Source organism: Alkalihalobacillus sp. R86527 (assembly GCF_042466185.1).
Classification (GTDB): Bacteria; Bacillota; Bacilli; order Bacillales; family Guptibacillaceae; genus Guptibacillus.
The window spans coordinates 1,204,476-1,226,316 of the sequence record NZ_JAXHBW010000001.1 but is presented as its reverse complement, the minus strand read 5'-3'; the positions used below and the strand labels follow the sequence as shown (position 1 = coordinate 1,226,316).

23 protein-coding genes and 2 other annotated features are annotated in these 21,841 nt (G+C 39.3%); of the genes, 2 read left to right on the top strand and 21 right to left on the bottom strand.

What is annotated here, in order from left to right; all coding sequences use genetic code 11:
* Position 1 precedes the first annotated feature (1 nt).
* Both pheS and SJY16_RS06185 read right to left on the bottom strand, forming a co-directional pair.
* On the bottom strand, positions 2-1,036 hold the full coding sequence (pheS, locus tag SJY16_RS06190; RefSeq protein ID WP_377888229.1) for a phenylalanine--tRNA ligase subunit alpha: 1,035 nt from the start codon (positions 1,034-1,036) through the stop codon (positions 2-4).
* Between the two features lie 125 nt (positions 1,037-1,161).
* Positions 1,162-1,379, bottom strand: a binding site (T-box leader).
* A gap of 54 nt (positions 1,380-1,433) precedes the next feature.
* Complete coding sequence (locus SJY16_RS06185; RefSeq protein WP_377888227.1) at positions 1,434-2,183, bottom strand: TrmH family RNA methyltransferase; 750 nt, start codon at positions 2,181-2,183, stop codon at positions 1,434-1,436.
* Between the two features lie 140 nt (positions 2,184-2,323).
* Here SJY16_RS06185 and sspI point away from each other — a divergent pair, with 140 nt between their 5' ends.
* On the top strand, positions 2,324-2,530 hold the full coding sequence (gene sspI / locus SJY16_RS06180; RefSeq protein ID WP_224878686.1) for a small acid-soluble spore protein SspI: 207 nt from the start codon (positions 2,324-2,326) through the stop codon (positions 2,528-2,530).
* 672 nt (positions 2,531-3,202) lie between these two features.
* Here the strand turns inward: sspI and SJY16_RS06175 are convergent.
* Positions 3,203-4,288 (bottom strand): M42 family metallopeptidase, encoded by a 1,086-nt coding sequence (locus tag SJY16_RS06175; protein ID WP_377888226.1) that lies wholly within the window; start codon positions 4,286-4,288, stop codon positions 3,203-3,205.
* A gap of 84 nt (positions 4,289-4,372) precedes the next feature.
* Positions 4,373-4,861 (bottom strand): dUTP diphosphatase, encoded by a 489-nt coding sequence (locus tag SJY16_RS06170; RefSeq protein WP_377888225.1) that lies wholly within the window; start codon positions 4,859-4,861, stop codon positions 4,373-4,375.
* A 101-nt stretch (positions 4,862-4,962) separates the two neighbouring features.
* Here SJY16_RS06170 and SJY16_RS06165 point away from each other — a divergent pair, with 101 nt between their 5' ends.
* Positions 4,963-5,358, top strand: a complete 396-nt coding sequence (locus SJY16_RS06165; RefSeq protein WP_224878689.1) for a sigma-w pathway protein ysdB — start codon at positions 4,963-4,965, stop codon at positions 5,356-5,358.
* A 39-nt stretch (positions 5,359-5,397) separates the two neighbouring features.
* On the opposite strand, the gene SJY16_RS06160 is transcribed toward SJY16_RS06165, so the two are convergent.
* The 17 genes from SJY16_RS06160 to polA all read right to left on the bottom strand — a co-directional run bounded on the left by SJY16_RS06160 (position 5,398) and on the right by polA (position 21,646).
* Positions 5,398-5,970: a TVP38/TMEM64 family protein gene (locus SJY16_RS06160; RefSeq protein WP_377888224.1), complete on the bottom strand. Its 573-nt coding sequence runs from the start codon at positions 5,968-5,970 to the stop codon at positions 5,398-5,400.
* Positions 5,971-6,310: 340 nt separating this feature from the next.
* On the bottom strand, positions 6,311-6,577 hold the full coding sequence (locus tag SJY16_RS06155) for a DUF1294 domain-containing protein (RefSeq protein ID WP_377888222.1): 267 nt from the start codon (positions 6,575-6,577) through the stop codon (positions 6,311-6,313).
* 57 nt (positions 6,578-6,634) lie between these two features.
* Entirely contained in the window at positions 6,635-6,991 is a 357-nt protein-coding gene (gene rplT / locus SJY16_RS06150) for a 50S ribosomal protein L20 (protein ID WP_377888221.1), read from the bottom strand.
* A 44-nt stretch (positions 6,992-7,035) separates the two neighbouring features.
* On the bottom strand, positions 7,036-7,236 hold the full coding sequence (gene rpmI / locus SJY16_RS06145) for a 50S ribosomal protein L35 (RefSeq protein ID WP_377888220.1): 201 nt from the start codon (positions 7,234-7,236) through the stop codon (positions 7,036-7,038).
* 22 nt (positions 7,237-7,258) lie between these two features.
* Positions 7,259-7,762, bottom strand: coding sequence for a translation initiation factor IF-3 (gene infC, locus SJY16_RS06140; protein ID WP_377888219.1), 504 nt, complete (start codon positions 7,760-7,762; stop codon positions 7,259-7,261).
* An 88-nt stretch (positions 7,763-7,850) separates the two neighbouring features.
* Positions 7,851-7,975, bottom strand: a sequence feature (ribosomal protein L20 leader region).
* A 214-nt stretch (positions 7,976-8,189) separates the two neighbouring features.
* The gene (thrS, locus tag SJY16_RS06135; RefSeq protein ID WP_377888218.1) at positions 8,190-10,127 is read right to left on the bottom strand and encodes a threonine--tRNA ligase; all 1,938 of its coding nucleotides are present in this window, start codon (positions 10,125-10,127) and stop codon (positions 8,190-8,192) included.
* Between the two features lie 315 nt (positions 10,128-10,442).
* Positions 10,443-11,291 (bottom strand): putative sporulation protein YtxC, encoded by an 849-nt coding sequence (locus tag SJY16_RS06130; protein WP_377888217.1) that lies wholly within the window; start codon positions 11,289-11,291, stop codon positions 10,443-10,445.
* Between the two features lie 190 nt (positions 11,292-11,481).
* Positions 11,482-12,411 (bottom strand): primosomal protein DnaI, encoded by a 930-nt coding sequence (gene dnaI, locus SJY16_RS06125; RefSeq protein WP_377888216.1) that lies wholly within the window; start codon positions 12,409-12,411, stop codon positions 11,482-11,484.
* Positions 12,412-12,441: 30 nt separating this feature from the next.
* The gene (locus tag SJY16_RS06120) at positions 12,442-13,800 is read right to left on the bottom strand and encodes a replication initiation and membrane attachment family protein (RefSeq protein WP_377888215.1); all 1,359 of its coding nucleotides are present in this window, start codon (positions 13,798-13,800) and stop codon (positions 12,442-12,444) included.
* 97 nt (positions 13,801-13,897) lie between these two features.
* Positions 13,898-14,356 (bottom strand): transcriptional regulator NrdR, encoded by a 459-nt coding sequence (gene nrdR, locus SJY16_RS06115; RefSeq protein ID WP_377888213.1) that lies wholly within the window; start codon positions 14,354-14,356, stop codon positions 13,898-13,900.
* A gap of 77 nt (positions 14,357-14,433) precedes the next feature.
* Positions 14,434-14,817 carry a cytosolic protein gene (locus SJY16_RS06110; RefSeq protein WP_377888212.1) on the bottom strand — a complete coding sequence of 128 codons (384 nt, stop codon included), beginning with the start codon at positions 14,815-14,817 and terminating at the stop codon, positions 14,434-14,436.
* Between the two features lie 132 nt (positions 14,818-14,949).
* On the bottom strand, positions 14,950-15,339 hold the full coding sequence (speD, locus tag SJY16_RS06105; protein ID WP_224878703.1) for an adenosylmethionine decarboxylase: 390 nt from the start codon (positions 15,337-15,339) through the stop codon (positions 14,950-14,952).
* Positions 15,340-15,617: 278 nt separating this feature from the next.
* Complete coding sequence (locus tag SJY16_RS06100; protein ID WP_377888211.1) at positions 15,618-16,646, bottom strand: glyceraldehyde-3-phosphate dehydrogenase; 1,029 nt, start codon at positions 16,644-16,646, stop codon at positions 15,618-15,620.
* Positions 16,647-16,844: 198 nt separating this feature from the next.
* Positions 16,845-17,438: a dephospho-CoA kinase gene (gene coaE, locus SJY16_RS06095; protein ID WP_377888210.1), complete on the bottom strand. Its 594-nt coding sequence runs from the start codon at positions 17,436-17,438 to the stop codon at positions 16,845-16,847.
* Positions 17,439-17,451: 13 nt separating this feature from the next.
* The gene (gene ytaF / locus SJY16_RS06090) at positions 17,452-18,084 is read right to left on the bottom strand and encodes a sporulation membrane protein YtaF (RefSeq protein WP_377888209.1); all 633 of its coding nucleotides are present in this window, start codon (positions 18,082-18,084) and stop codon (positions 17,452-17,454) included.
* A 65-nt stretch (positions 18,085-18,149) separates the two neighbouring features.
* Positions 18,150-18,980 (bottom strand): DNA-formamidopyrimidine glycosylase, encoded by an 831-nt coding sequence (gene mutM / locus SJY16_RS06085; RefSeq protein ID WP_377888208.1) that lies wholly within the window; start codon positions 18,978-18,980, stop codon positions 18,150-18,152.
* 23 nt (positions 18,981-19,003) lie between these two features.
* Positions 19,004-21,646: a DNA polymerase I gene (gene polA / locus SJY16_RS06080; RefSeq protein WP_377888207.1), complete on the bottom strand. Its 2,643-nt coding sequence runs from the start codon at positions 21,644-21,646 to the stop codon at positions 19,004-19,006.
* Between the last annotated feature and the right edge of the window lie 195 nt (positions 21,647-21,841).

Below are 21,841 nucleotides of genomic sequence, written 5' to 3'. Positions count from 1 at the left end.
CTTATATATGGTTAAATTGCTTAATAAATCTACTGTCATTTGTATAGAAATGGCGAATATCATCGATGCCATATTTAAGCATTGCAATTCTTTCAGGTCCCATTCCAAATGCAAAACCGGTCACTTTCTCAGGGTCAAAACCAGACATACGAAGCACATTTGGATGTACCATTCCACCGCCTAGTATTTCGATCCAGCCTGTTCCTTTACAAACAGAGCAACCACTTCCTCCACAGTTAAAGCATGAAATGTCCATTTCCACGGAAGGTTCAGTAAATGGGAAGAAACTTGGACGTAGACGAATTTCTCTTTCTTCTCCAAACATCTTTTTAGCAAAGGATTGAAGTACACCTTTCAGGTCACTCATGCGCACATCTTCGCCAACCATAAGTCCTTCGATCTGCATGAATTGGTGTGAATGCGTAGCATCGTCTGTATCTCTACGATAAACTTTTCCTGGAACGATGATCTTAACAGGACCTTCGCCATTCAGCTTTTCCATCGTTCTTGCCTGCATTGGAGACGTGTGAGTACGAAGTAACGTTTCTTCTGTCACATAGAAGGAATCTTGCATATCGCGTGCTGGATGATCTTTAGGTAAATTTAACGCTTCGAAATTATAATAATCTGTTTCAACTTCAGGGCCTTCAGCTATTGAGAAGCCCATCCCAAGGAAAAGATCTTCAATTTCTTCAATCACTCTTGTTAAAGGATGATGATTCCCTTTCTTAACAGGTCGACCTGGTAACGTAATATCGATCGTCTCTTTTTTTAACTTTTCTTCAACTGCTGCTTTTTCCATCACCTGTGTTTTCTCATCTAGCTTTTCTGAGATTGCAGCACGAATATCGTTTGCTAATTGTCCCATTTTCGGACGTTCTTCAGCAGAAAGTTTCCCCATGCCTCTCAAAATTTCTGTTATTGGACCTTTTTTACCCAGGTATGCGACACGAATGTCTTGCAATTCTTTCATAGAGGAAGCTGCTTCGATTTGAGTTAGTGCTTCTTCCTTTAGTGTTTGTAACCGTTCTTGCATAACTTTTTACCTCCGTTTCAATGTTTGTTCTTCTTAGCCACTAAGGTAGTGTAAAAACAATATCTTATAAATGCTCGACCCCATCCTTCGGGTTTTAAGGAAATAAAAAAATCCTCACCCCACTGGAAAGGGGCGAAGATTTGAGTTCGCGGTACCACCCTAATTCACTGATATGTAACATCAGCCTTGGTAAACGATAACGGTTCGTAACCGGTCCGCTCTTGGTTATCAAGCGGCAACTCCAGAGTGAATTCAAAAGCGTTCCTATAGAAATGCTTTCAGTCAAGGCATTTCTTCCCTGCATAGGAAGAGGCAGTTTACTACTCTCTATCATAGTTTTTTATATAATGAAGTTCTTTATAATTATAGAAAAAAAACGCAAAGTCTGCAAGCCTGATTATGACGGTAACAATCCATACATCAAGATTCCAGCTGCAACAGCAACATTTAATGACTCTGCTCCACCGTAAATGGGGATATATACGTTCTCATGTGCGAGTTCTTGAAGATCTTTCGAAACACCGTTCGCTTCATTTCCCATAATGATTGCGTAGTGCTCAGGACCTTGAAGCTGATTATACGGTGTACCTCCACTTACTTCAGTTGCATAAATGGAAAGCCCTGCGTGATTAAAGCCTTGTACTGCTTCTTGCAGATCAACTTTTTTGATTGGTATATGAAAAAGTGATCCTTGGGTAGAACGTAAAACCTTGCTGTTATAAAGATCGACCGTTCCATTTCCAAGCAAAACACCATCGTATCCAGCACTATGAGCAGTCCGTATTATCGTTCCAAGATTACCTGGGTCTTGAATGGCATCTAACAGAATAAATTTGCCTTTATCCGCTATAACTGATTCAGTCATTTCACATACAGCAATAATACCTTGCGGCGTTTCAGTCGCTGTTATTTCCTTCATCACTTTCTCAGTAACAGTATAGACTGTTGGTTGATTATTAAACAAATCAACTTCAAAGTCCGTACCTTCCGATAAAATGATTTCCTTCACAAGTGCGTTTGCTTTTGCTGCCTCTTCAACAATATGAGGTCCTTCAATTAGAAACGCAGAAGCTTTCTCTCGCCCTTTTTTTGTCTGGAGTTTCTTCCAGTCTTTCACTTTTTGGTTTTTAACAGATTCAATAAGCATAGTGCTCTCCTTCATTTTTCAATGATTCCATTATAGACGCATCAACAAGAAGTTTCCAATACAATTCATGAAAAATGACTCTTTCGTTCATACTAAGGTTGCTTGGTTTCCAAGCGAATGAGAAAGGTGAGGTGGAAAGCATGGACCTTAACTTAAGAAAAGCCATCCTTGCTAACGTATCTGGTAACGATGAGGATCAGATAGAGGCGACGATTCTCGATGCGATGCAAAGCGGAGAAGAAAAAATGTTACCAGGTCTTGGTGTCCTTTTCGAAATTCTTTGGAAAGAAGCACCAGAAGAAGAGCGTCAGCAAATGCTCACTTATATGGCTCAAGGCGTACAATAAGCAAAATCCGGTGGCAAATGCCACCGGATTTTGTGTTTGAAAAGCGGAAGGAACCGTTTAGGTCCGACAAGCGCTGGAACCTTTCAATTTGAACACGCTTTTTGTGTTCAGGTTGAAAGGTGAAGCGATCGAGGACCTGGTTCCTGCAGCTAGACATTGAAAGGCGGAAGGGGGCCGTTTAAATCCGCAGGGCGTTGGAGCCCTTGCGAATGAGACGATTTGTGTCTCAATCGCAAGGGTGAAACGACCGGAGGATTTGGCCCACTGCAGCTAGACATCGAAAGGCGGAAGGAACCGGTTAGGTCCGAAAGGCGCTGGAGGCTTTTCAAATGAACACGTTCTTTGTGTTCATTTGAAAAGCTGAAGCGACCCGAGGACCTGGTTCCTGGAGCTAGACATCGCCTCAGAGCAGAGATGGGCTTTCGTTTTTCTCTTTGTCCAGCTGCGTTTCGCAGACACTACGCCATTTCGCTCTCACAAATGAACACAAAAAACGTGTTCTTTTGTGAGCGCTCCAATGACTTCGTGTCTAAACGCGAAACTTCGCTTTTCTTTTGTCCAGCTACGACTCGCAGAAACTACGATATTTCACTCTTTCAACAGAACACAAAAAGCGTGTTCTATTTCAAGAGTTCCAATATCTCCGTTTCTAAACGCTCGTCTTCGCTTTTCTTAGTTAAACGTAATTTCCTTAACTTTCTCATCATCCATTTTCTTAATAACTTCTACGATTAGGTTAACTGCGTTTTCGAAGTCGTCACGGTGCAGGATGGCTGCGTGTGTGTGGATGTAGCGTGTTGCGATTGTGATGGAAAGTGCTGGTACACCGTTTGCTGTTAGGTGAATCTTACCTGAATCTGTTCCACCACCTGCAATCGCGTCGAATTGGTAAGGGATGTTATTTTCGTCAGCTGTATCTGTAACGAAGTCACGTAACCCTTTGTGACTAACCATTGATGCATCGTACATAATGATTTGAGGTCCTTTACCCATTTTGGATTGAGCGTCTTTATCTGATACCCCTGGAGTATCTCCAGCAATACCTACATCGACAGCAAAGCCGATATCCGGTTTAATCATGTTTGCAGCAGTCGTTGCTCCGCGAAGACCGACTTCTTCTTGTACCGTTCCTACACCATATACTGTGTTAGGATGGTCTTCTCCTTGTAGTTTGCGAAGAACTTCAATTGCGATCGCACAGCCAATACGGTTGTCCCACGCTTTAGCCATTAGCATTTTCTCATTGTTCATGACAGTGAATTCGCAAACAGGAACTACCGAATCACCTGGCTTTACTCCCCATTCCATCGCTTCTTCTCTACTTGATGCGCCAATATCGATAAACATGTCTTTCTTGTCGATCGATTTCTTGCGCTGCTCGGCAGGAAGAATATGAGGAGGCTTTGAACCGATGACTCCCATAATATTTCCTTTTCTTGTCATAACGTTAACACGCTGTGCAAGCATTACTTGCTCCCACCAGCCACCAACTGTTTGGAACCACAAGAAACCTTTGTCATCAATGCGAGTTACCATGAAGCCAATTTCATCAAGGTGACCAGCTACCATGATTTTAGGTCCTTGCGCACTTCCTTTTTTCATAGCGATCAAACTGCCAAGATTATCAGTCATCATTTCATCAGCAAGTGGTTCAATGTACTTTCTCATAACGTCACGAGGTTCGCGTTCGTTACCTGGCACACCATTTGCATCCGTTAATTCTTTAAGCATCTGTAATGTTTCATCTAGCTTCGTCATATGTAGTTCCTCCTTAATATGTATACATTCACTGTTCATTATAACGTTTTTGGAAATGTTACACAATTGAGAACGTTTTTACATCTAATACCCTTGATTTTGTCTTTGATGGTTTATTTCGTTCTTCTTTAAGTATGCACGTTCGATTGCATCGATGTTAAGATCGATTGCTATCGCAAGTTGCAAATATTTCTCTAGCAATACATGAAATGATTCTACATTCTGATTTTCCCTAAGAATGTCGATTGCATGGTATACTTCTTGGAACGCTATAACTGGCGATTGACTAACGTCCTTTTGCTCATATGACGAGACTTCTGAGATACCAAGTTCAAGACCTAACGATAGGATAAAGTGAATACCATCTACATATTCTTCTAGAATGATTTCTTTTGGAGCAGGGGATTTAGTACTCCAAAACTTAAAGCACCTTGTTTCATTAGCTAGCTCCCCCACTTCGACCTGTAGAGCAAGAAGTTTTCTACTAAAGAGATCGCTAGTATGAAGATGATGCTCATCTAAGATTCGATCATCTAATGTTTTTTGAAGTTCAAGTAAGCGTTCAAAGTTCAAGTTTATCGTCCTCTCCATATAATAATAATAGTTTTTTTGAAACCTTTCTTAATCATAAACGTAAATAGTAATGAAGCATAGTGAAAACGAGGTGCTGCCAAATGATTATTGTTCTGTTTCGTTTAGTTATTCTTGCTGCAATGGTACTTATTGCGTATTCAGTAATCCGTTTTTTTGCTGATCCAAAAAGGAAACTTGAAAAAGCCCACGATCATAAACAGTATTATTTCTTAGATGACACGACTAACGCAAGAAAGAACTTTCTAGTCACGTACAAAGGTGCTTTATTCGAAGGTGAGAAATACCTTGGTACAACAGATAACTCCTTTGACATCATTACCATTTCAGTGAGCGTAAAAAATGCCTCTGAACTATATTTGCTCGAAAAAGAAGATTTTTATTTCCTTGAAAAAGAAATGGACCTGCGGTATCCATGTGCTGAAATTAAATGGAAGAGTCCAGTAAAAGAATTTCTTCGTCATCGAGAAAACTCATAGTAAAAAAACGTTCTCGCCACTAGTGGCAAGGACGTTTTTTTATCTTACTGGCTGAAAAAATTCCTCCCACTTCATAATCCACTCTCTTCTTCTTAATAAATGAAATAAGATCGCTAATCCTAGCATTAATAAAACAATTAACTGAGGTTCAAGCCCTCTGATGGCCGTTCCAAAAAAAGAATAAAGTAACGCAAGCGGTATATTAGTAAGAAAAGATGATTTTAAATACCCCTGAAAATCCTTCGAAACTTCGATTAGACAAAGTGAAATAAAATGAAAATGCACAAAAGGTACTAATCGTAAAATTGCTATTTGACCAACCGACATCGGCATTCGTTTTTTCATCCATTTTTTCTTTATTTTAGTTATTTTTTTAAACAAAAATGGAGAGCGCTTGATAACGAAGTAAAAAGCGATACTTACGACCGTGATCCCGATTACAGAATATATCGTTCCATACACCGCGCCAAACATGACGCCTCCTGCCATGCAAATCACACTTACTGGCACAAATATAAACTGTCGTAGAAAATGAAGAACAATAAAATAAAGCGGGGCATAGACTCCACTGTTCGAAACAACTTCAACGAGAGGCAGGACAAGCTCATTCATGATGTTCCCCCCTTCTCCTTTACTTTTATGACATGAGACGAGCAGTTATGTCAAAACCCGCGGTAAGCTATTGGAATATTTCTTAGTCATACGTAGACAAAGTCGGGAAAAGGAGACAACTGGAATGGATAAGCTTGTCACCACTATGATCACTTTTTGGTATGACAATGGGAGACATCTTATCTATGCCGCCGTAAGTGTTGGTCTATCTCTCATCGTCATGTTGGCTAAACTGATGTACTAAATACAAATATTACGCTATTATAGTTGCTCGCAGAACAGAATCACGAAATAGTTATATTTTGGGAATTATGATTTCTACTCCTATGTTTTCAAAACACTACCCTAAATAATAAAAACCTACGAAGGATGCTATATTTAAAAGAATTGCAAAAGGTAACCCATAAACAAACGTAGCGTGCTTTGTTTTGTGTTTGAAACGCTTCATACCAACGTAACCGCCTATGGCCCCTCCTACAAGAAAAGATGTCCATAACGTTCTTTCCGATATTCTCGATTTACGCTTTTTTGCCTTTCTTTTATCTACTCCCATCATTATGTAACTACATACATTCATAAGTAGGATGTATAGTATTAATAGATTCATCAATTTTATCTCCTCACATAAAAAGCCATCCTCACATGATGAGGATGGCTTTTCTACTTACTTCAAGTTTTCTTTTGCTTTAGATGCAAGTTGTGCGAATGCTTTTTCATCGCTAATTGCAAGCTCAGCAAGCATTTTACGGTTAATGTCGATACCAGCTGTCTTAAGACCGAACATTAGACGGCTGTAAGAAAGACCGTTCATGCGAGCAGCAGCATTAATACGAGTGATCCAAAGCTTACGGAAGTCGCGCTTTTTCTGACGACGGTCACGATAAGCGTACATGTTTGATTTCATAACTTGCTGATTAGCAACTTTGAAAAGCAAAGACTTAGATCCGAAATATCCTTTTGCAAGTTTTAACGTTCTTTTACGTCTGCGACGTGTTACGTAGCCACCTTTTACTCTTGGCATACTAAACCCCTCCTAATTGTGTATCAATGTATGATTTTAAACGATTACTTTTTGTTGTAGATTAGCGCTTTGATACGCTTGAAGTCACCAGCAGACACAAGAGAAGCTTTACGAAGCTTACGCTTCTGCTTTTGAGTCTTATTACCGAACATGTGGCTAGTGAAAGCACGGCTGCGCTTAAGTTTACCTGATCCAGTTTTCTTAAAACGCTTTGAAGCTCCACTGTGAGATTTCATTTTTGGCATGAGTGAGTTCCTCCTTAAAGAATTACTTTTCGCTGATTGGTGCTAAGATAAGGAACATGCTGCGCCCTTCCATTTTTGGTTTGGACTCAACAGTTGCGATATCTTTGCAATCTTCTGCAAGGCGCTCAAGCACCTTTTTACCGATATCAGAGTGTGTGATCATACGACCGCGGAAACGGATCGATGCCTTCACTTTGTCGCCTTTATCAAGAAACTTACGAGCATTACGAAGTTTCGTATTGAAGTCATGTTCCTCGATATTCGGGCTTAAGCGAACTTCTTTAACGGTAATAATCTTTTGTTTCTTACGCGCTTCTTTTTCCTTTTTTTGCTGCTCATAGCGAAACTTTCCGTAGTCCATAATACGACATACTGGAGGTTTTGCGGTTGGAGCAACCATAACCAGATCAAGATTTGCGTTTCGAGCCATATCTAATGCCTCATTTTTTGATTTCACACCAATTTGGTTTCCGTCTGCACCAACGAGACGTACTTCCCGGGCACGGATGCCCTCATTGACGTTCATGTCTCTACTAATAATCAGCCACCTCCATGGTTAATTGTTCGATGTGATCATCTAACAAGATGTCCTTAAATTATCTATTCGGTTCAAAGCATAAAAAAAAGCGTCGGCGCATACGACACCCACACATTCTCTACATAGTACATAAACAATGGTACCTGCAAACTACCGTAATGGCGTCAATCAGGTGAGAAGCGGGCGCTTCTGCTTGCTTTGTTTCCCGATATTTAATTACCTAAGACAGTATACCATGCTGTTTCAAACTATGTCAAGGCGACATGAAAGAATTCATTTGAAGCGCACTTGATTATCATATCTGATTTTCCTGACGCTGACAAGGGTTTTTTGAAAATTGATATTGTCTAAGGGAATTACCAGATGACTATCCTAGCATAACATAAAAAAGCCGGCAAGAAGCCGACTTTTATAATTATTTTTTATCTTTGATTTCTTTTTCTATATTCGAAGTGAATTCGCTAAGGGCAACTGTTTCAGAATCCTGCTGTCCATAACGGCGAACATTAACCGCTTCAGCTTCGACTTCTTTATCACCTACAACAAGCATATAAGGAATCTTTTGCATTTGAGCTTCTCTGATTTTGTAACCAATCTTCTCATTTCTCTCATCAACTTCTACACGGATACCTTCGCGCTGAAGTTTCTCTTGAACTTTCTTCGCATAGTCAAGATGTACTTCTGACACAGGTATAATTTCTGCCTGTATAGGTGCTAGCCATGTAGGGAATGCCCCTTTGTATTCTTCAATTAGGAAAGCAACGAAACGTTCCATTGTTGAAACAACACCACGGTGGATTACAACCGGACGATGCTGACCGCCATCCTCTCCGATGTAAGAGAGGTCAAAGCGTTCTGGAAGTAGGAAATCAAGCTGGACTGTTGAAAGCGTCTCGTCTTTACCTAATGCAGTTTTAACTTGTACGTCTAATTTCGGGCCGTAGAATGCCGCTTCACCTTCTGCTTCAACATACTCGACGTCAAGGTCATCCATCGCGTCTTTCAGCATCGCCTGTGCTTTATTCCACATTTCATCATTATCGATATACTTCTTCTTATCTTCAGGATCTCTGTAAGAAAGTCGGAAATAGTAATCGTTAATTTGGAAGTCTTCATACACTTCTTGAACTAATTTAACTACGCGAATGAATTCTTCTTTGATTTGATCAGGACGACAGAAGATGTGCGCATCATTAAGAGTCATAGAACGTACTCGCTGAAGACCAGCTAGTGCTCCAGACATCTCATAACGATGCATTGTACCTAGTTCCGCCACACGATATGGAAGGCTACGATAGCTCTTTAGATCATTTTTGTAAATCATCATGTGGTGAGGGCAGTTCATTGGACGTAAAACCAATTCCTCTGTTTCATCCATTTTCATAGGTGGATACATATCTTCTTGATAATGCTCCCAGTGTCCACTTGTTTTATATAGATCTACGTTTGCTAAGTGAGGTGTATACACATGGTTATATCCCAAACGTTCTTCAAGGTCTACGATGTATCTCTCGATTGTACGGCGAATCGTCGCTCCTCTTGGAAGCCAGATTGGCAAACCTTGACCTACTTCTTGGGAAATTGTGAAGAGCTTCAATTCTTTTCCTAGCTTACGATGATCTCGTTCTTTCGCTTCTTCTAACAATTGAAGGTATTCTTCCACCTGGGACTGTTTCGGGAAAGCAGTACCATAAATACGTTGAAGCATCTGGTTATCACTATCGCCCCTCCAGTAAGCACCCGCTATAGAGAGCAGTTTAAAGGCTTTAATCATACTAGTAGATGGAACATGAGGTCCACGACAAAGGTCGAAGAACTCACCTTGTTCATAAATTGTAACTTTATCATCAGCTGGAATAGCTTCAAGAAGCTCTAGTTTAAGGTCATCGCCGATTTCTTCGTACATTTTCTTTGCTTCATCACGCGTAACAACTTTACGTTGGACTTCGAGATTTTCATTCACGATCTTCTTCATTTCTTTTTCGATCTTCGGAAGATCCTCTGGTGTAATAGACTCTGGGCAATCAATATCGTAATAAAAACCACTATCGATTACAGGTCCAACACCAAGCTTTACATCCTTAAACAGACGCTTGATCGCTTGTGCCATCAAATGTGCAGTACTATGGCGAAGAACTTCTAGTCCATCTTCGCTATCAGGAGTTACGATTTCGATTGTGCCGTCTTCCTCAATTTCACGCCTTAAGTCGATCGTTTCACCGTTTAATTTACCTGCAACAGCTTTCTTTTTAAGACCTGGGCTAATAGAACTCGCAATCTCTTCAGTAGTCGTTCCTTTATTAAATTCCTTAACAGAACCATCAGGAAATGTAATATTTACTAATTCAGCCATGTTCTTCACTCCTTTTTTTATGCATATAAAAAACACCCATCCCAAAAGGGACGAGTGTTGATCTCGTGGTTCCACCCTGCTTCCCGCCAGGAGATACTCCGCGGCGGCTCAGACTGCTGTAACGTAGCACAAACGCCGCACTATTTCCTGAGCGGAGTTCAAAGGTGGTAAGTATACTCTTCACACTAGGATGATCGCACCATTTCATCCCTCTCTGAAAGTTGACAAAGCATCTCGTATCCTTATCATAACGATTCTCAATATATGTTTATGTAGGTATTATAAGTAGTCGCCTTCATAAAATCAAGCCTATTTCTAATGATTTCCCGAAAAAAATATTTTAGACATATGAAATGGGAAAAAACGCAGCCGTTCTTGAAAGACATTACAAATTGTTTGCGTCAAACCTTCTTCCATTTGATCTGTAAAGACATTGATTTTCTCAGGAGCAAAATATAAAAGCGGCAACAAAATTTCGGGATCTATTTCATCGGTTGTTAATGCATTCGGAAGCTCCTCAAAACACATCTCACATTGTTTTACTTTGAACTTATTCCCATTCTCATCTATCAGGTGATAACTCCCGTCGTACAGAAGGTTCATTTTTTCTTTCTTAGATGATCGAAGCTGAAGCAATTGTCTCAGATCTTCGATGAAATTTTGATATTCCTGCTCGAGTTTATATTCATCAATTGCTTCTGCTACCAAGCTTGAGAGGAGTTTCTTATACTGTCTTGTACGAAAAACTAGAAAGGAATCAAACGAAATCGTGCCACCTTGTTCGACGCAACAAAAAGCTGAATCTCTTAGAATAGTGAAGCGCTCTCGATATGCTTCTGTTCTCGGAACGTCGATACGATCACCATCTCCAATACTTCTAGCTAAAGCGCAGATTTCATCTATTTCTTCCATATCTTTAAAGTAATAGGCAGAAGTTAATATATTCTGCATCCATGCCTTTTCATAGGTGGTCTTAATACAGAGAGCGAGGCAATCAGCAATTTCAAAACACGTTCTGGAATCATATGGTTCGACCGATACCGATAAAACCAATTCTCCTTCATCTATGAGTGTGCTTTTATTGCTTCTTTTAAGACGAGTAATTAACGCTGTATGTACAAATTCAAAGTCTGCTTTATTTTTGAACGTCAGTGAAATCAACATTTCTCCCTCCTGTCCACCTTCTTATTAGCAACTATATGGTCTTACTACATAAAAGATGAATGAAAGAAAATAAAAAAACTTCCACCAGTAGTGGAAGGTTTACAACTTGAAGAGAATTTTTAGCAGGAACAGTCCATAAAAAAGCTGCCGAGACTTTCTCGACAGCCAGAAGCCTTCCGAAAGGGAGGGCTTACTTCCGTCTGTTTTTCCCTTCTAGAAAAACAGGCGTCGTATAATGTTTTATTCGTTCCATAATTCTCTTTGCTTTCGTTAATTCAACACCTGCTTTATTAGAATAAGCAAGGTGTTCCTCGAGCAAATCATAGTCAAGATTGGACGAATACAGTGTAGGGAGTCCCTCAGTCATACGATATTGAAGCAAGGTTCCTAATATATCATCTCGCACCCATGTCGATATATTTTCTGCACCAATATCATCTAATATAAGAAGCGGCGTTTCTTTTAAAAAGTTAAGTTTTTCATCGATGGATTGATCTTGAATCGCACTCTTCATTTGTCTAAAGAAGTCGGGGGTATAAATAAACTGAGATTGAACCCCTTTTTCTTTCGCGAGCTGATTCGCAATCGCCCCAAGGAGAAAGGTTTTTCCTACTCCGAAGCCTCCATGGATATAAAGTCCTTTCGACGTCTCACCAGGAACAAAATCTTCAACATACTGATCAGCTGCTTGAAATGCTTCAATTCTCCCACCATCATCGTCGATGTCAGCGAAAGTAGCATTAAGAATTTCTTTAGGAATATAATAGCTTTTCACCATTTCATTACGCTTCTTGTTATCTTCCTCTTGAATTCTTGTAGGACATCGGTTGTACCGAATATCAATCACGGTTCGGTTTATAAATAATTCCGGCTCATATCCATCCATCATGTTAATACACTCTGAAAGTCCAGGGCATCCTTCACACCCCTTCGTTTGTGTTGTGAATTCATAGAGTCTTGCGAGACTTCGATCAATCATTTTATCATCGACTTCTTCGTGTTCTTCACAAAAAGCTCGGATATGAGAGTCAGCCATAATCGCCTTCTTCATTTCTTTATATTGCTGTTGAATTTTATTGTTGGCAGGCATTTTATTAAAAGATTCTTGAATGGATTCCATCTAAATTTCACCCGCTTTCATCATTTCATTCTAATCTTTTTTGTATTTACTTAAGAATTTCTGAAGCTGCTTCTGCTTTTCAGCACGCTCTCCTTCGTCCATTTCAGGCTCTTTTGGATTCGAAATCCACTCCGGTACTTTATCAGTTCTAGTCGAAGGTCTATTTCGGTTCGAAGGTTGCTTCCCAGTTTTCTTAGGAGAAGGTTGTTCCAATTCTTTAATCGCTAAATTCATAGCTTCTCTAACCGTTTTCACATTTGCTCTCGCCCAATGGCTCGCAAACTTCTCGACGTAATTCTTAGAGAGCTTCTTGTCCTGTGTTTCTAAAATAAAATCCAAGAGAACATTCATCACACCTGGATTTAAGTTTTGCTCATCCATAATTCGCTCAACCATTCGCATATCAGCTTGTGAAGGTTTCCCTCCGGCAGCAGCTCTTTGCAAGATATCATATGGTGTCATCTGTTCATAACGTTGAGCAGCTTTTTCTTCATTTGTTGATGGTTCTTTTTTATGGAACTCTTGTAATTCTGTTGGTTGTTTCCTCATTTGTAACGCAGGTACTTTTCCTTTGTTTTCTAGCGCAAACCAGCTACTAACTTCCTTACGTAATAAATCTTCAGTTAGCTGATCATGATGGATAGCAGCCTGTTCAACAATTCTGGCCATCTCATATGGCTCGATTTTGTAGACGAAAGCAAGACGCTCAATTGTCTGTTTAACAGATGTAGTGAGCATCTGATTTGATACAATCATATCAGAAATATGCTGCTTCATCACTTCAAAATCAAATTGAGGCGAACTGAACACGAGTCCTTTATTGTCACTGCGCCCAACAGCAGAAACATCTGTCTCTTCACTTTCTTCTGCTAATACCATTTCCGATGGATGAAGTGAATCGAAAACGTCATTAAACGATGCAGTCACATCAGTGTACTCTTCGAAATCGATGTACTGATTCGAGAAATGTTTTTTTAGCTCATTATAGCGATTTTTTCCGAGTCTATTATAAAGGTATATATTTAATACACCATCATTAAAAAAGCGCTCTGGTGTTAGAGGAGGATGTAATTCGTATGCAAAATGTCTCGGATCGTCACCTTTTTTCAAGTAAACTTTAATTAGACCGATCCCCTCTAACTTCTTTCTTTCTTCAAGAACTTTCTTTAAATCCCACCTCATCATAACCTTTAAACTATGATGAGTCATAGTAGAAGGGCTAGAGACTTGATGTTCATACGTGCTCCAAAGCGTCATATATAAACTGTAGGCTTCAGCACCAATAAGAGGCTGATACAAAAGCGTTAATATCTTCCTGTCATATTCATGCAAAAGGCCCGCAGCCTCCACTTGGAACGTATCAACAGGTAGCAGTTCTTTCCAATGCATATGCTTCACCTTTATTTTCTTTCTTATTATTGTACTTCACTACTATAATTAGTCTTCTTTACGTACAAAAAAAGAGCTTAGTCTAAGCTCTCTTTCTTTACTCTGCTCTGTTTATCAATTCTTTCAGTTCTTTAATGAACACATTGATATCTTTAAATTGACGATATACTGAAGCAAACCTTACATAGGCAACTTCATCTACCCTGGCGAGTTGATCCATAACAAGCTCACCAACAACGTCACTGCTTATTTCGGAAGCCCCTTGATTTCGCAATTCACGTTCAATTTCATTCACTACTTTTTCAAGAGTTTCTAAAGGAACTGGTCTTTTTTCACATGCTTTGATTAAACCACGCAAAATTTTGTCTCTACTGAATTCCTCTCTTGTTCCTTCTTTCTTAACAACAATAAGCGGAATTTCTTCAACCGTTTCAAAAGTAGTAAAACGGTACGTACAAGATTCACATTCACGACGTCTACGAATAGACCTACCTTCATGGACAGGCCTGGAATCTAGCACTCGTGTTCCATTATTATTACAGTTGGGACAACGCATCAGATCATCTCCACCAAACGAACAAGATTTCTATTTCCTATTTTAGCACAGATTAAAGAAGTTCACTATTCCTAAAACTAATTTGAGTGTCCAGTTCCTAAGAAAGTAAGCTGTTTTTGGAGCGCTTGATAAGCTGATTCTATAACTCTCTTACTATAGCCAAAATCAACTGGTAAAGGGGTTTCTGTAGAAACAGAGAAGTCTATCGCCGTGCTGTACGCTCGTACTGAGACGACTGTTACAACGATAAGAGCTTTCTTTCCTTCATTTATCTGAAACACAAATTCTCCTCGATCAAGAGAATCTGTGACTACTTCGCCTTTATATTGCTTTTGCAACATTTCCTTAGCTGCTTTATAGCCTTGTTCCTTGGTTGTTTTAAAATAATGTGTTTTAAGTGATTCGTTCGGATGCATTTCTCCTGTTTCCGCTCTATTAGTAAAAAAGTCTTTTATCCCCACCGTGTTCCTCCTTTATTTTTTATTAGAATAGCAAGAAAAGTGAAAGAAATCAATTCACTACAAATCCGTTTAATGATTTAAAACATAAGAAAAAGGAGTGCAATAGCACTCCTTTAGTCATTCTAATATAGTTTATGAAGTAAACGCTGATTCTTGTTCTCTAAGTCTTGGTTTCACAGGTCCCATTCCACGTGGCAATTCAATGTTCTCTCTAGTATCGGCACCAAGTGCATCTGCAATATAGTTAGCCGCGACATTAGGATCAAGATCACCACAAGTATATACATCGATGCTTGCATAGCCGTGCTCAGGAAAACTATGAATCGTTAAATGTGATTCAGAAATAATAACAACACCACTTACACCTTGGGGTGCAAATTTGTGAAATGCCACTTCTCTGACTTCCGCTCCAGACTTGAGTGCTGCTTCTACAAACGTTTCTTCAATAAGTTTCATATCGTTAAGCTTTTCGATGTTACAGCCCCATAATTCAGCAATAACATGTCGTCCAATTGTTTCCATTTTAAATATCCCCCTTTAATTTTACTCATGCGATTAGCATGCGGTATTGAAAATCCACCACGGGGGAAAGTTAGTCCGATGAGGTCCTAACCCTTTAAGTAGTTTTCAACGCCAATTTGCTATAAAAGAAGTTCACGAAAAATAGTATAATGCTTTTAAAATAGATTTGCAACTACAAAATTTCATCAATAAGAGGAATAGTATTCTACTTCTATCTATAGCTGAAATTTTGTCATAATACAAAAAAAAGAAGCAGGGAATTTAGCCCTGCTTCTTACTTAAACGCTTACTTCGGATTGACTGGGTATTTTCTCGCCAACATATTTCGCCATATCGACAACTCGACATGAGTAGCCCCACTCGTTATCGTACCAAGCTAATACTTTAACTTTATTATTCTCGACCACCATCGTTGAAAGACCATCAACAATAGATGAATTAGCGTTTCCATTGTAATCGATCGAAACAAGCGGCTCATCGGAGAAGCCTAAAATTCCACGAAGTGGACCTTCTGAAGCTGCTTTTAGCGCATCGTTTACTTCTTCAACAGTTACATCTTTCTTTAAATCGACCACTAAATCCACTAGGGATACATTTGGTGTCGGCACTCGAAGTGACATACCATTAAGCTTTCCATCAAGGTGAGGTAAAACTTTGGAAATGGCCTTTGCCGCACCAGTTGTTGTAGGAATGATGGATTGCCCACACGCTCTCGCTCTTCTTAAATCTTTGTGAGGGTTGTCAATATTTTTCTGATCATTTGTATAAGCATGAACTGTTGTCATCATCCCTGTTAAGATGCCGAATGATTTGTCTAGAACTTTAACAACTGGAGCTAGACAATTCGTTGTACATGATGCATTTGATAATACATGATGCTCTTCATGTTTGTATTCGCTTTCATTTATGCCCATAACAATTGTTAGATCTTCATTTTTACCAGGTGCGGTAATAATAACTTTCTTAGCTCCAGCATCTAGATGAAGTCCTGCACCGTCGCGCGAATTAAACTTTCCAGTAGCTTCAATCACAATATCTATATTGAGTTCATTCCATGGGAGATTACTAGGATCGCGATCACTTATTACTTTGATTTCTTTACCGTTTATTTTAATCCCGTTTTCACTAGGAGTAACCTCTCCATCAAACGTTCCATGAATACTGTCATATTTAATTAGATGACTTAACGTTTCAGGTGGATAACTGGCGTTAATTGCTACTACTTCCAAACTCTCTTCAGTAATCGCCTTTCTAAATACCATACGCCCTATTCGTCCAAAGCCATTAATCGCTATTCTTGATTTCATCCAGCGTTCCTCCCACCATTTATGTGTTATACTCTTTTTATTTTTCTCACGATTAGTATAACATATAATATGCATTTTAAAAGATTTATTTACACCATTTACCCAAAAAGGGGGAGATATAGGTAATTAACCCTCAAAAATAATAACTTAAAGGTTTTCAGCCTAAAACAAAAACACGTCATTTCGACGTGTTTTGACTTATTCTATATCCCATTTTTCCAGGATTACTTTCAATTGTTCCTCAGTATCTTCTCGAGAACCCGTGTTATCAAGTACTTCATCGGCCAATTTCTTTTTCTCCTCAATCGGAATCTGTGAACGTATTCTCTGAGCCGCTTCTTCTCTTGAACTACTGTCACGTTCGACCAATCGCTTTAATTGTGTTTCGGAATCTACGTAAACAAGCAGGATACGATCAACAAGGTATTCAAGCTCACTTTCAAATAAAAGTGGGATATCTAAAACAACATGCTTATGTCCATTCTCTTTATACGTCTTTGCATCATTGAGCATACGCTTCCGTATAGCGGGATGGATGATTTTGTTGAGTTTCGATCTCTTTTCATCATCCCCAAATATAACTGATCCCAATTTCTTCCGATCAAGACTACCATCATGATTTCTCATTTCTTCACCAAAGACATGGACGATTTCGTCTAATGCTGGCTCACCGGGCTCAACAACTTCCCTTGCAATAATGTCGGCATCGATAACAGGGAGAGAAAGAGATCTCATCATTTCTGCCACTGTACTTTTTCCACTAGCAATTCCTCCGGTAAGTCCAATATTCATACGTTACCTCCTCTCACATCTTCATAAAACCAATAATAATCAGTAAACAACCGGGAAGATAAGAAAGTTTATCCACCCATTTCATTCCCGAAGCTAAATTTCCACATTTCAACCCTAAAAATACAAAAAGCGAGCTCATACACGCGATCAATAGAGCGGTTTGAACAGGTGCATATCCTATCATCGACGCCCCGATACCCGCACCGAAAGCATCAAGCGAAAGTGCAGCCCCAAGCATCACGGCCTCAATACCGGTTATTGTTCCTGAATCATCGAAGTCCGCTGTAGTTGGTTTTCGTAAAATGCTGATTACAACTCCGAGTGATCTTATTTCAAAATGAAGTAAGATTCGTTCAGATACCGTTTTCTCAGCATCACTTCCACCGCGAATCATTTGATACAATACCCAGCCACCAAGAGCAATGAGGATGCCTCCTCCAATTCTCTGAGCGAGCGTATCAGATATCCATAATTGTAGAATAGATCCCATGCCCATCGCGACAAGCATGGAAACTGCAGAACAAATCGTTAAAATAATAATCGATTTAAACGGAATTTTCATCTTTCGTAATCCGTATGTTAAGCCAGCTCCAAACCCATCGACACTTACAGCAAAAGCGAGAAAGAATAGTGAAACCCAGTACATTGGCGAGCTCCTTCCATACTAAAATCTTTGATAGTATATGAACAGAGCCCTTCCAACGCTACGAATCAACTTTTCTTCTGACAGTTAGGACAATAAGTTGTCCCTCTACCCCCCACAACTTTTTTCTCAAGGAGGTGATCACACCTTTTGCACGATAATCCCACTCTACCGTAAACAAAAAGGCTGTCTTGATAAGTACCGATTTTGCCTTGGCTATTAACATACGACCTTATCGTGCTACCGCCTTTTTCCACAGCTTCTTTAAGGGTTACAATAATCTCTTCATGAAGTGGAACCAATTCGTTATTTGTTAACGTAGAGGCTACTCGTTCAGGATGAATCCCTGCTTTGAATAGCGCTTCATCTACATAAATATTTCCAAGTCCAACGACAATCGTTTGATCAAGTAAAACTGTTTTCACATGCCGCCTTGTTTTTCGAAATCCACTTTTTAACACTTCTGGTGTAAATTGCTCAGAAAACGGCTCGAGACCTAGCTGAGCTAGCGGTAGAAGCTCTTCTTCTGTACCTAAAGGGAACAGATGCATCGTACCAAACTTTCGCACATCATGATAACGAAGCTCTGTTCCATCCTCAAATTTAAAGAAAACATGAGTATGATGGTCGAATTCTTCATCACTTCTCGCCACACGATATTTTCCTTCCATACGAAGGTGAGACACGATGACATCTTCTGTTAATAAAAGTTTTAGAAACTTCCCTCTTCTCTTTACTCCAGTAAACGTCTGACCGATTACTTTCATTCTGAACTCTTCACTATCATCAGGCGACTTTATAATCTTCGGCCACTTGATCACAACATCTGTTATTTTCTTCCCAATAATTAAATCCTGTAGTGTTTGTTTAACCGTTTCTACTTCCGGTAACTCCGGCATATTTCTCTCTCCTTTGATGCGAATTACTTTGCATCATACCAAGTGGAGCCATACTCATAATCAACCTTTAAAGGAACGACTAGTTCAATAGCAGTTTCCATAACATCGGGTACAATGCGTTTCAATGTTTCGATTTCTTCTTCAGGCGCCTCGAAAATAAGTTCATCGTGTACCTGCAGTAGCATTCTAGTTTCAAGTTTTTCGTCTTTCAAACGTTTATCCATTTCGACCATGGCTTTTTTGATAATGTCGGCAGCTGTCCCTTGAATAGGGGTATTCATAGCCGTTCGTTCTGCAAAACTTCTTTGATTAAAGTTTCTTGCATTGATCTCCGGCAAGTAACGTCTTCTATTCATAAGAGTAGAAACATACCCGTCCTCTTTTGCTTTAGAAACGACATCTTCCATATACTGCTTTACACCTGGAAAACTTTCAAGATATCGTTCAATAAATTCGGAAGCCTCTTTCCTCGTAATGCTTAGACTCTGTGAGAGTCCATAATCACTAATACCGTAGACGATACCAAAATTCACAGCTTTTGCGTGTCTTCTCATCTCCGATGTAACATCTTCTTTGGATACGCTAAATACGTTCATTGCCGTTTTCGTATGGATATCTTCACCATTTTGAAAAGCCTCAATCAGGTTTTCATCCTGTGCAATGTGAGCAAGAACCCTCAATTCAATCTGAGAATAATCTGCCGCAAACATTACCCAATTCTTTGTAGTAGGAATAAATGCCTGACGGATTTTCCTTCCTTCTTCTAAACGAATCGGGATATTTTGTAGGTTCGGATCAGTAGAGCTAAGTCTTCCGGTTTGAGTAAGAGCTTGGTTAAATCGCGTATGGATTTTGCCAGTTTCCCTAAATGTTACTTTCAATAAACCTTCAATATATGTTGAATTCAATTTCCCTAACTGCCTATAATGTAAGATTTCAGGAATAATGTCATGCTTACTTTCTAGTTTTTCAAGGATATCTGCAGAGGTAGAGTAACCAGTCTTAGTTTTTTTTATAACAGGTAACTCTAGCTTTTCAAAGAGTACTTCTCCAAGTTGCTTTGGAGAATTTATATTAAATTCAGTCTGTGCTAAATCGAAGATACGTTCTTCAATTTCTTTCAGCTTCTTATTTAGATCTTTCCCCATCTTTTCTAAGCGTTCGACATCGACACTAACACCCTGCGTCTCCATTTCACCTAACACTATGGTCAGAGGCATCTCTAAATCATGGAATAGTTCAATTTGGTTATTCTTGTTTAATTGCTCTTCCAGCGTCTCTTTCAGCTGATAAACTGCATACCCTTTCCGCACTAAATGATCGGCAAGGTCTTCTTCACCTGGAACAGCGCGTTTCGCACCCTTACCATAAACCGCTTCATCTGAAGAAACCACCGAAAAGCCTTCACGTTTTGAAATAGCGGATAGATCATGTGTCGATTCTGATGGGTTCAGAAGGTATGACGCGATAACAAGGTCAAATGTAATCCCTTTAAGGTGAATTCCTTTCCAGCCAAGAGCTACGACTGCTCGCTTCGCATCGAACACCCATTTCTTTTTGGACTCATCTTGAAGAAAAGATTGAAACAGTTCGGATTCCAATGCTGTATCTCTAGGAATATAAAAATTCCCTTTCTCATTAACAAGTGAAAAACCTTGGATTTCCGCATTATGGTAATTCTCTTCCATTACCTCCACAATTAATGCAGATGGATTTGCAAGATGACTTTCTTCGATTTCTTCTAGAAATTCGACTTTAAGCTCATCCATTACCTCTTCCTCTTCACTCTCTCCACCAATACGATCAAGAAGTGTTTTAAAACCTAAATCACGAAAAAATTCACTTACTGCTTCAGTTTTAAACCCCTCATACACCATATCGCTAATTCCGATTGACAAAGGGGTTTCTTTGAAGATGGTAACAAGTTCTTTACTCATCATCGCCTTATCTTTATTATCTTCTAATTTTTCTTTTAACTTCTTCCCTGATACGCGATCGATTGAATCATAGACGCCTTCTAGGGTGCTATATTCTTTTAAGAGTTTAAGCGCAGTTTTCTCACCAACACCTGGAACTCCCGGAATATTATCTGAGTTATCTCCCATCAACGCTTTCATGTCAATGATTTGTTCTGGCGTTATTCCATATTTCTCATTCAAAAATGCTGGGTCGTATGTATCGATATCTGTTATTCCTTTTCTAGTCAAAGCTACATGCACTTTATCAGAAACGAGTTGAAGAAGGTCTTTATCACCGGAGTAGATTTTGACATCCCAGTCTTCTTTACTAGCCATTCCAGCAACTGTACCGATAATATCATCCGCTTCATAATTCTCTATTTCAAATCGCTTTATATTAAACGCATCTAGCATTTCACGGATAACAGGAAATTGCTCACTCAATTCAGATGGTGTTTTCTGTCTTCCACCCTTATATTCTGTATAGGTCTTATGTCTAAAAGTAGTTTTACCTGCATCAAAAGCGACCAGCATATGAGTAGGTGATTCGTTCTCAATAATTTTCAAAAGCATCGTTGTAAATCCATAAACTGCGTTTGTATATACACCTTTATCATTATTTAAAAGGGGCAATGCAAAAAAAGCTCTATACGCTATACTGTTACCATCTATCAGCACAAGTTTATTCTTCAATGGTAAGCCTCCCATTCTATTCAATTAACCTTTAAGTATGTTTTTCATTAATCACTACAAAAACACCTGTTCACTCATTTTACCATGACGGCATCAAGAATGAAAAACAGGTGTGATTGCGTTCGTTTCCAAAAAAAAGAGACGAGTAGAACTCGTCTCAGCTTGTAGAGGAACCCCAGGTTCTTCTACAAGCTTTTTTTGTTGGTTTGT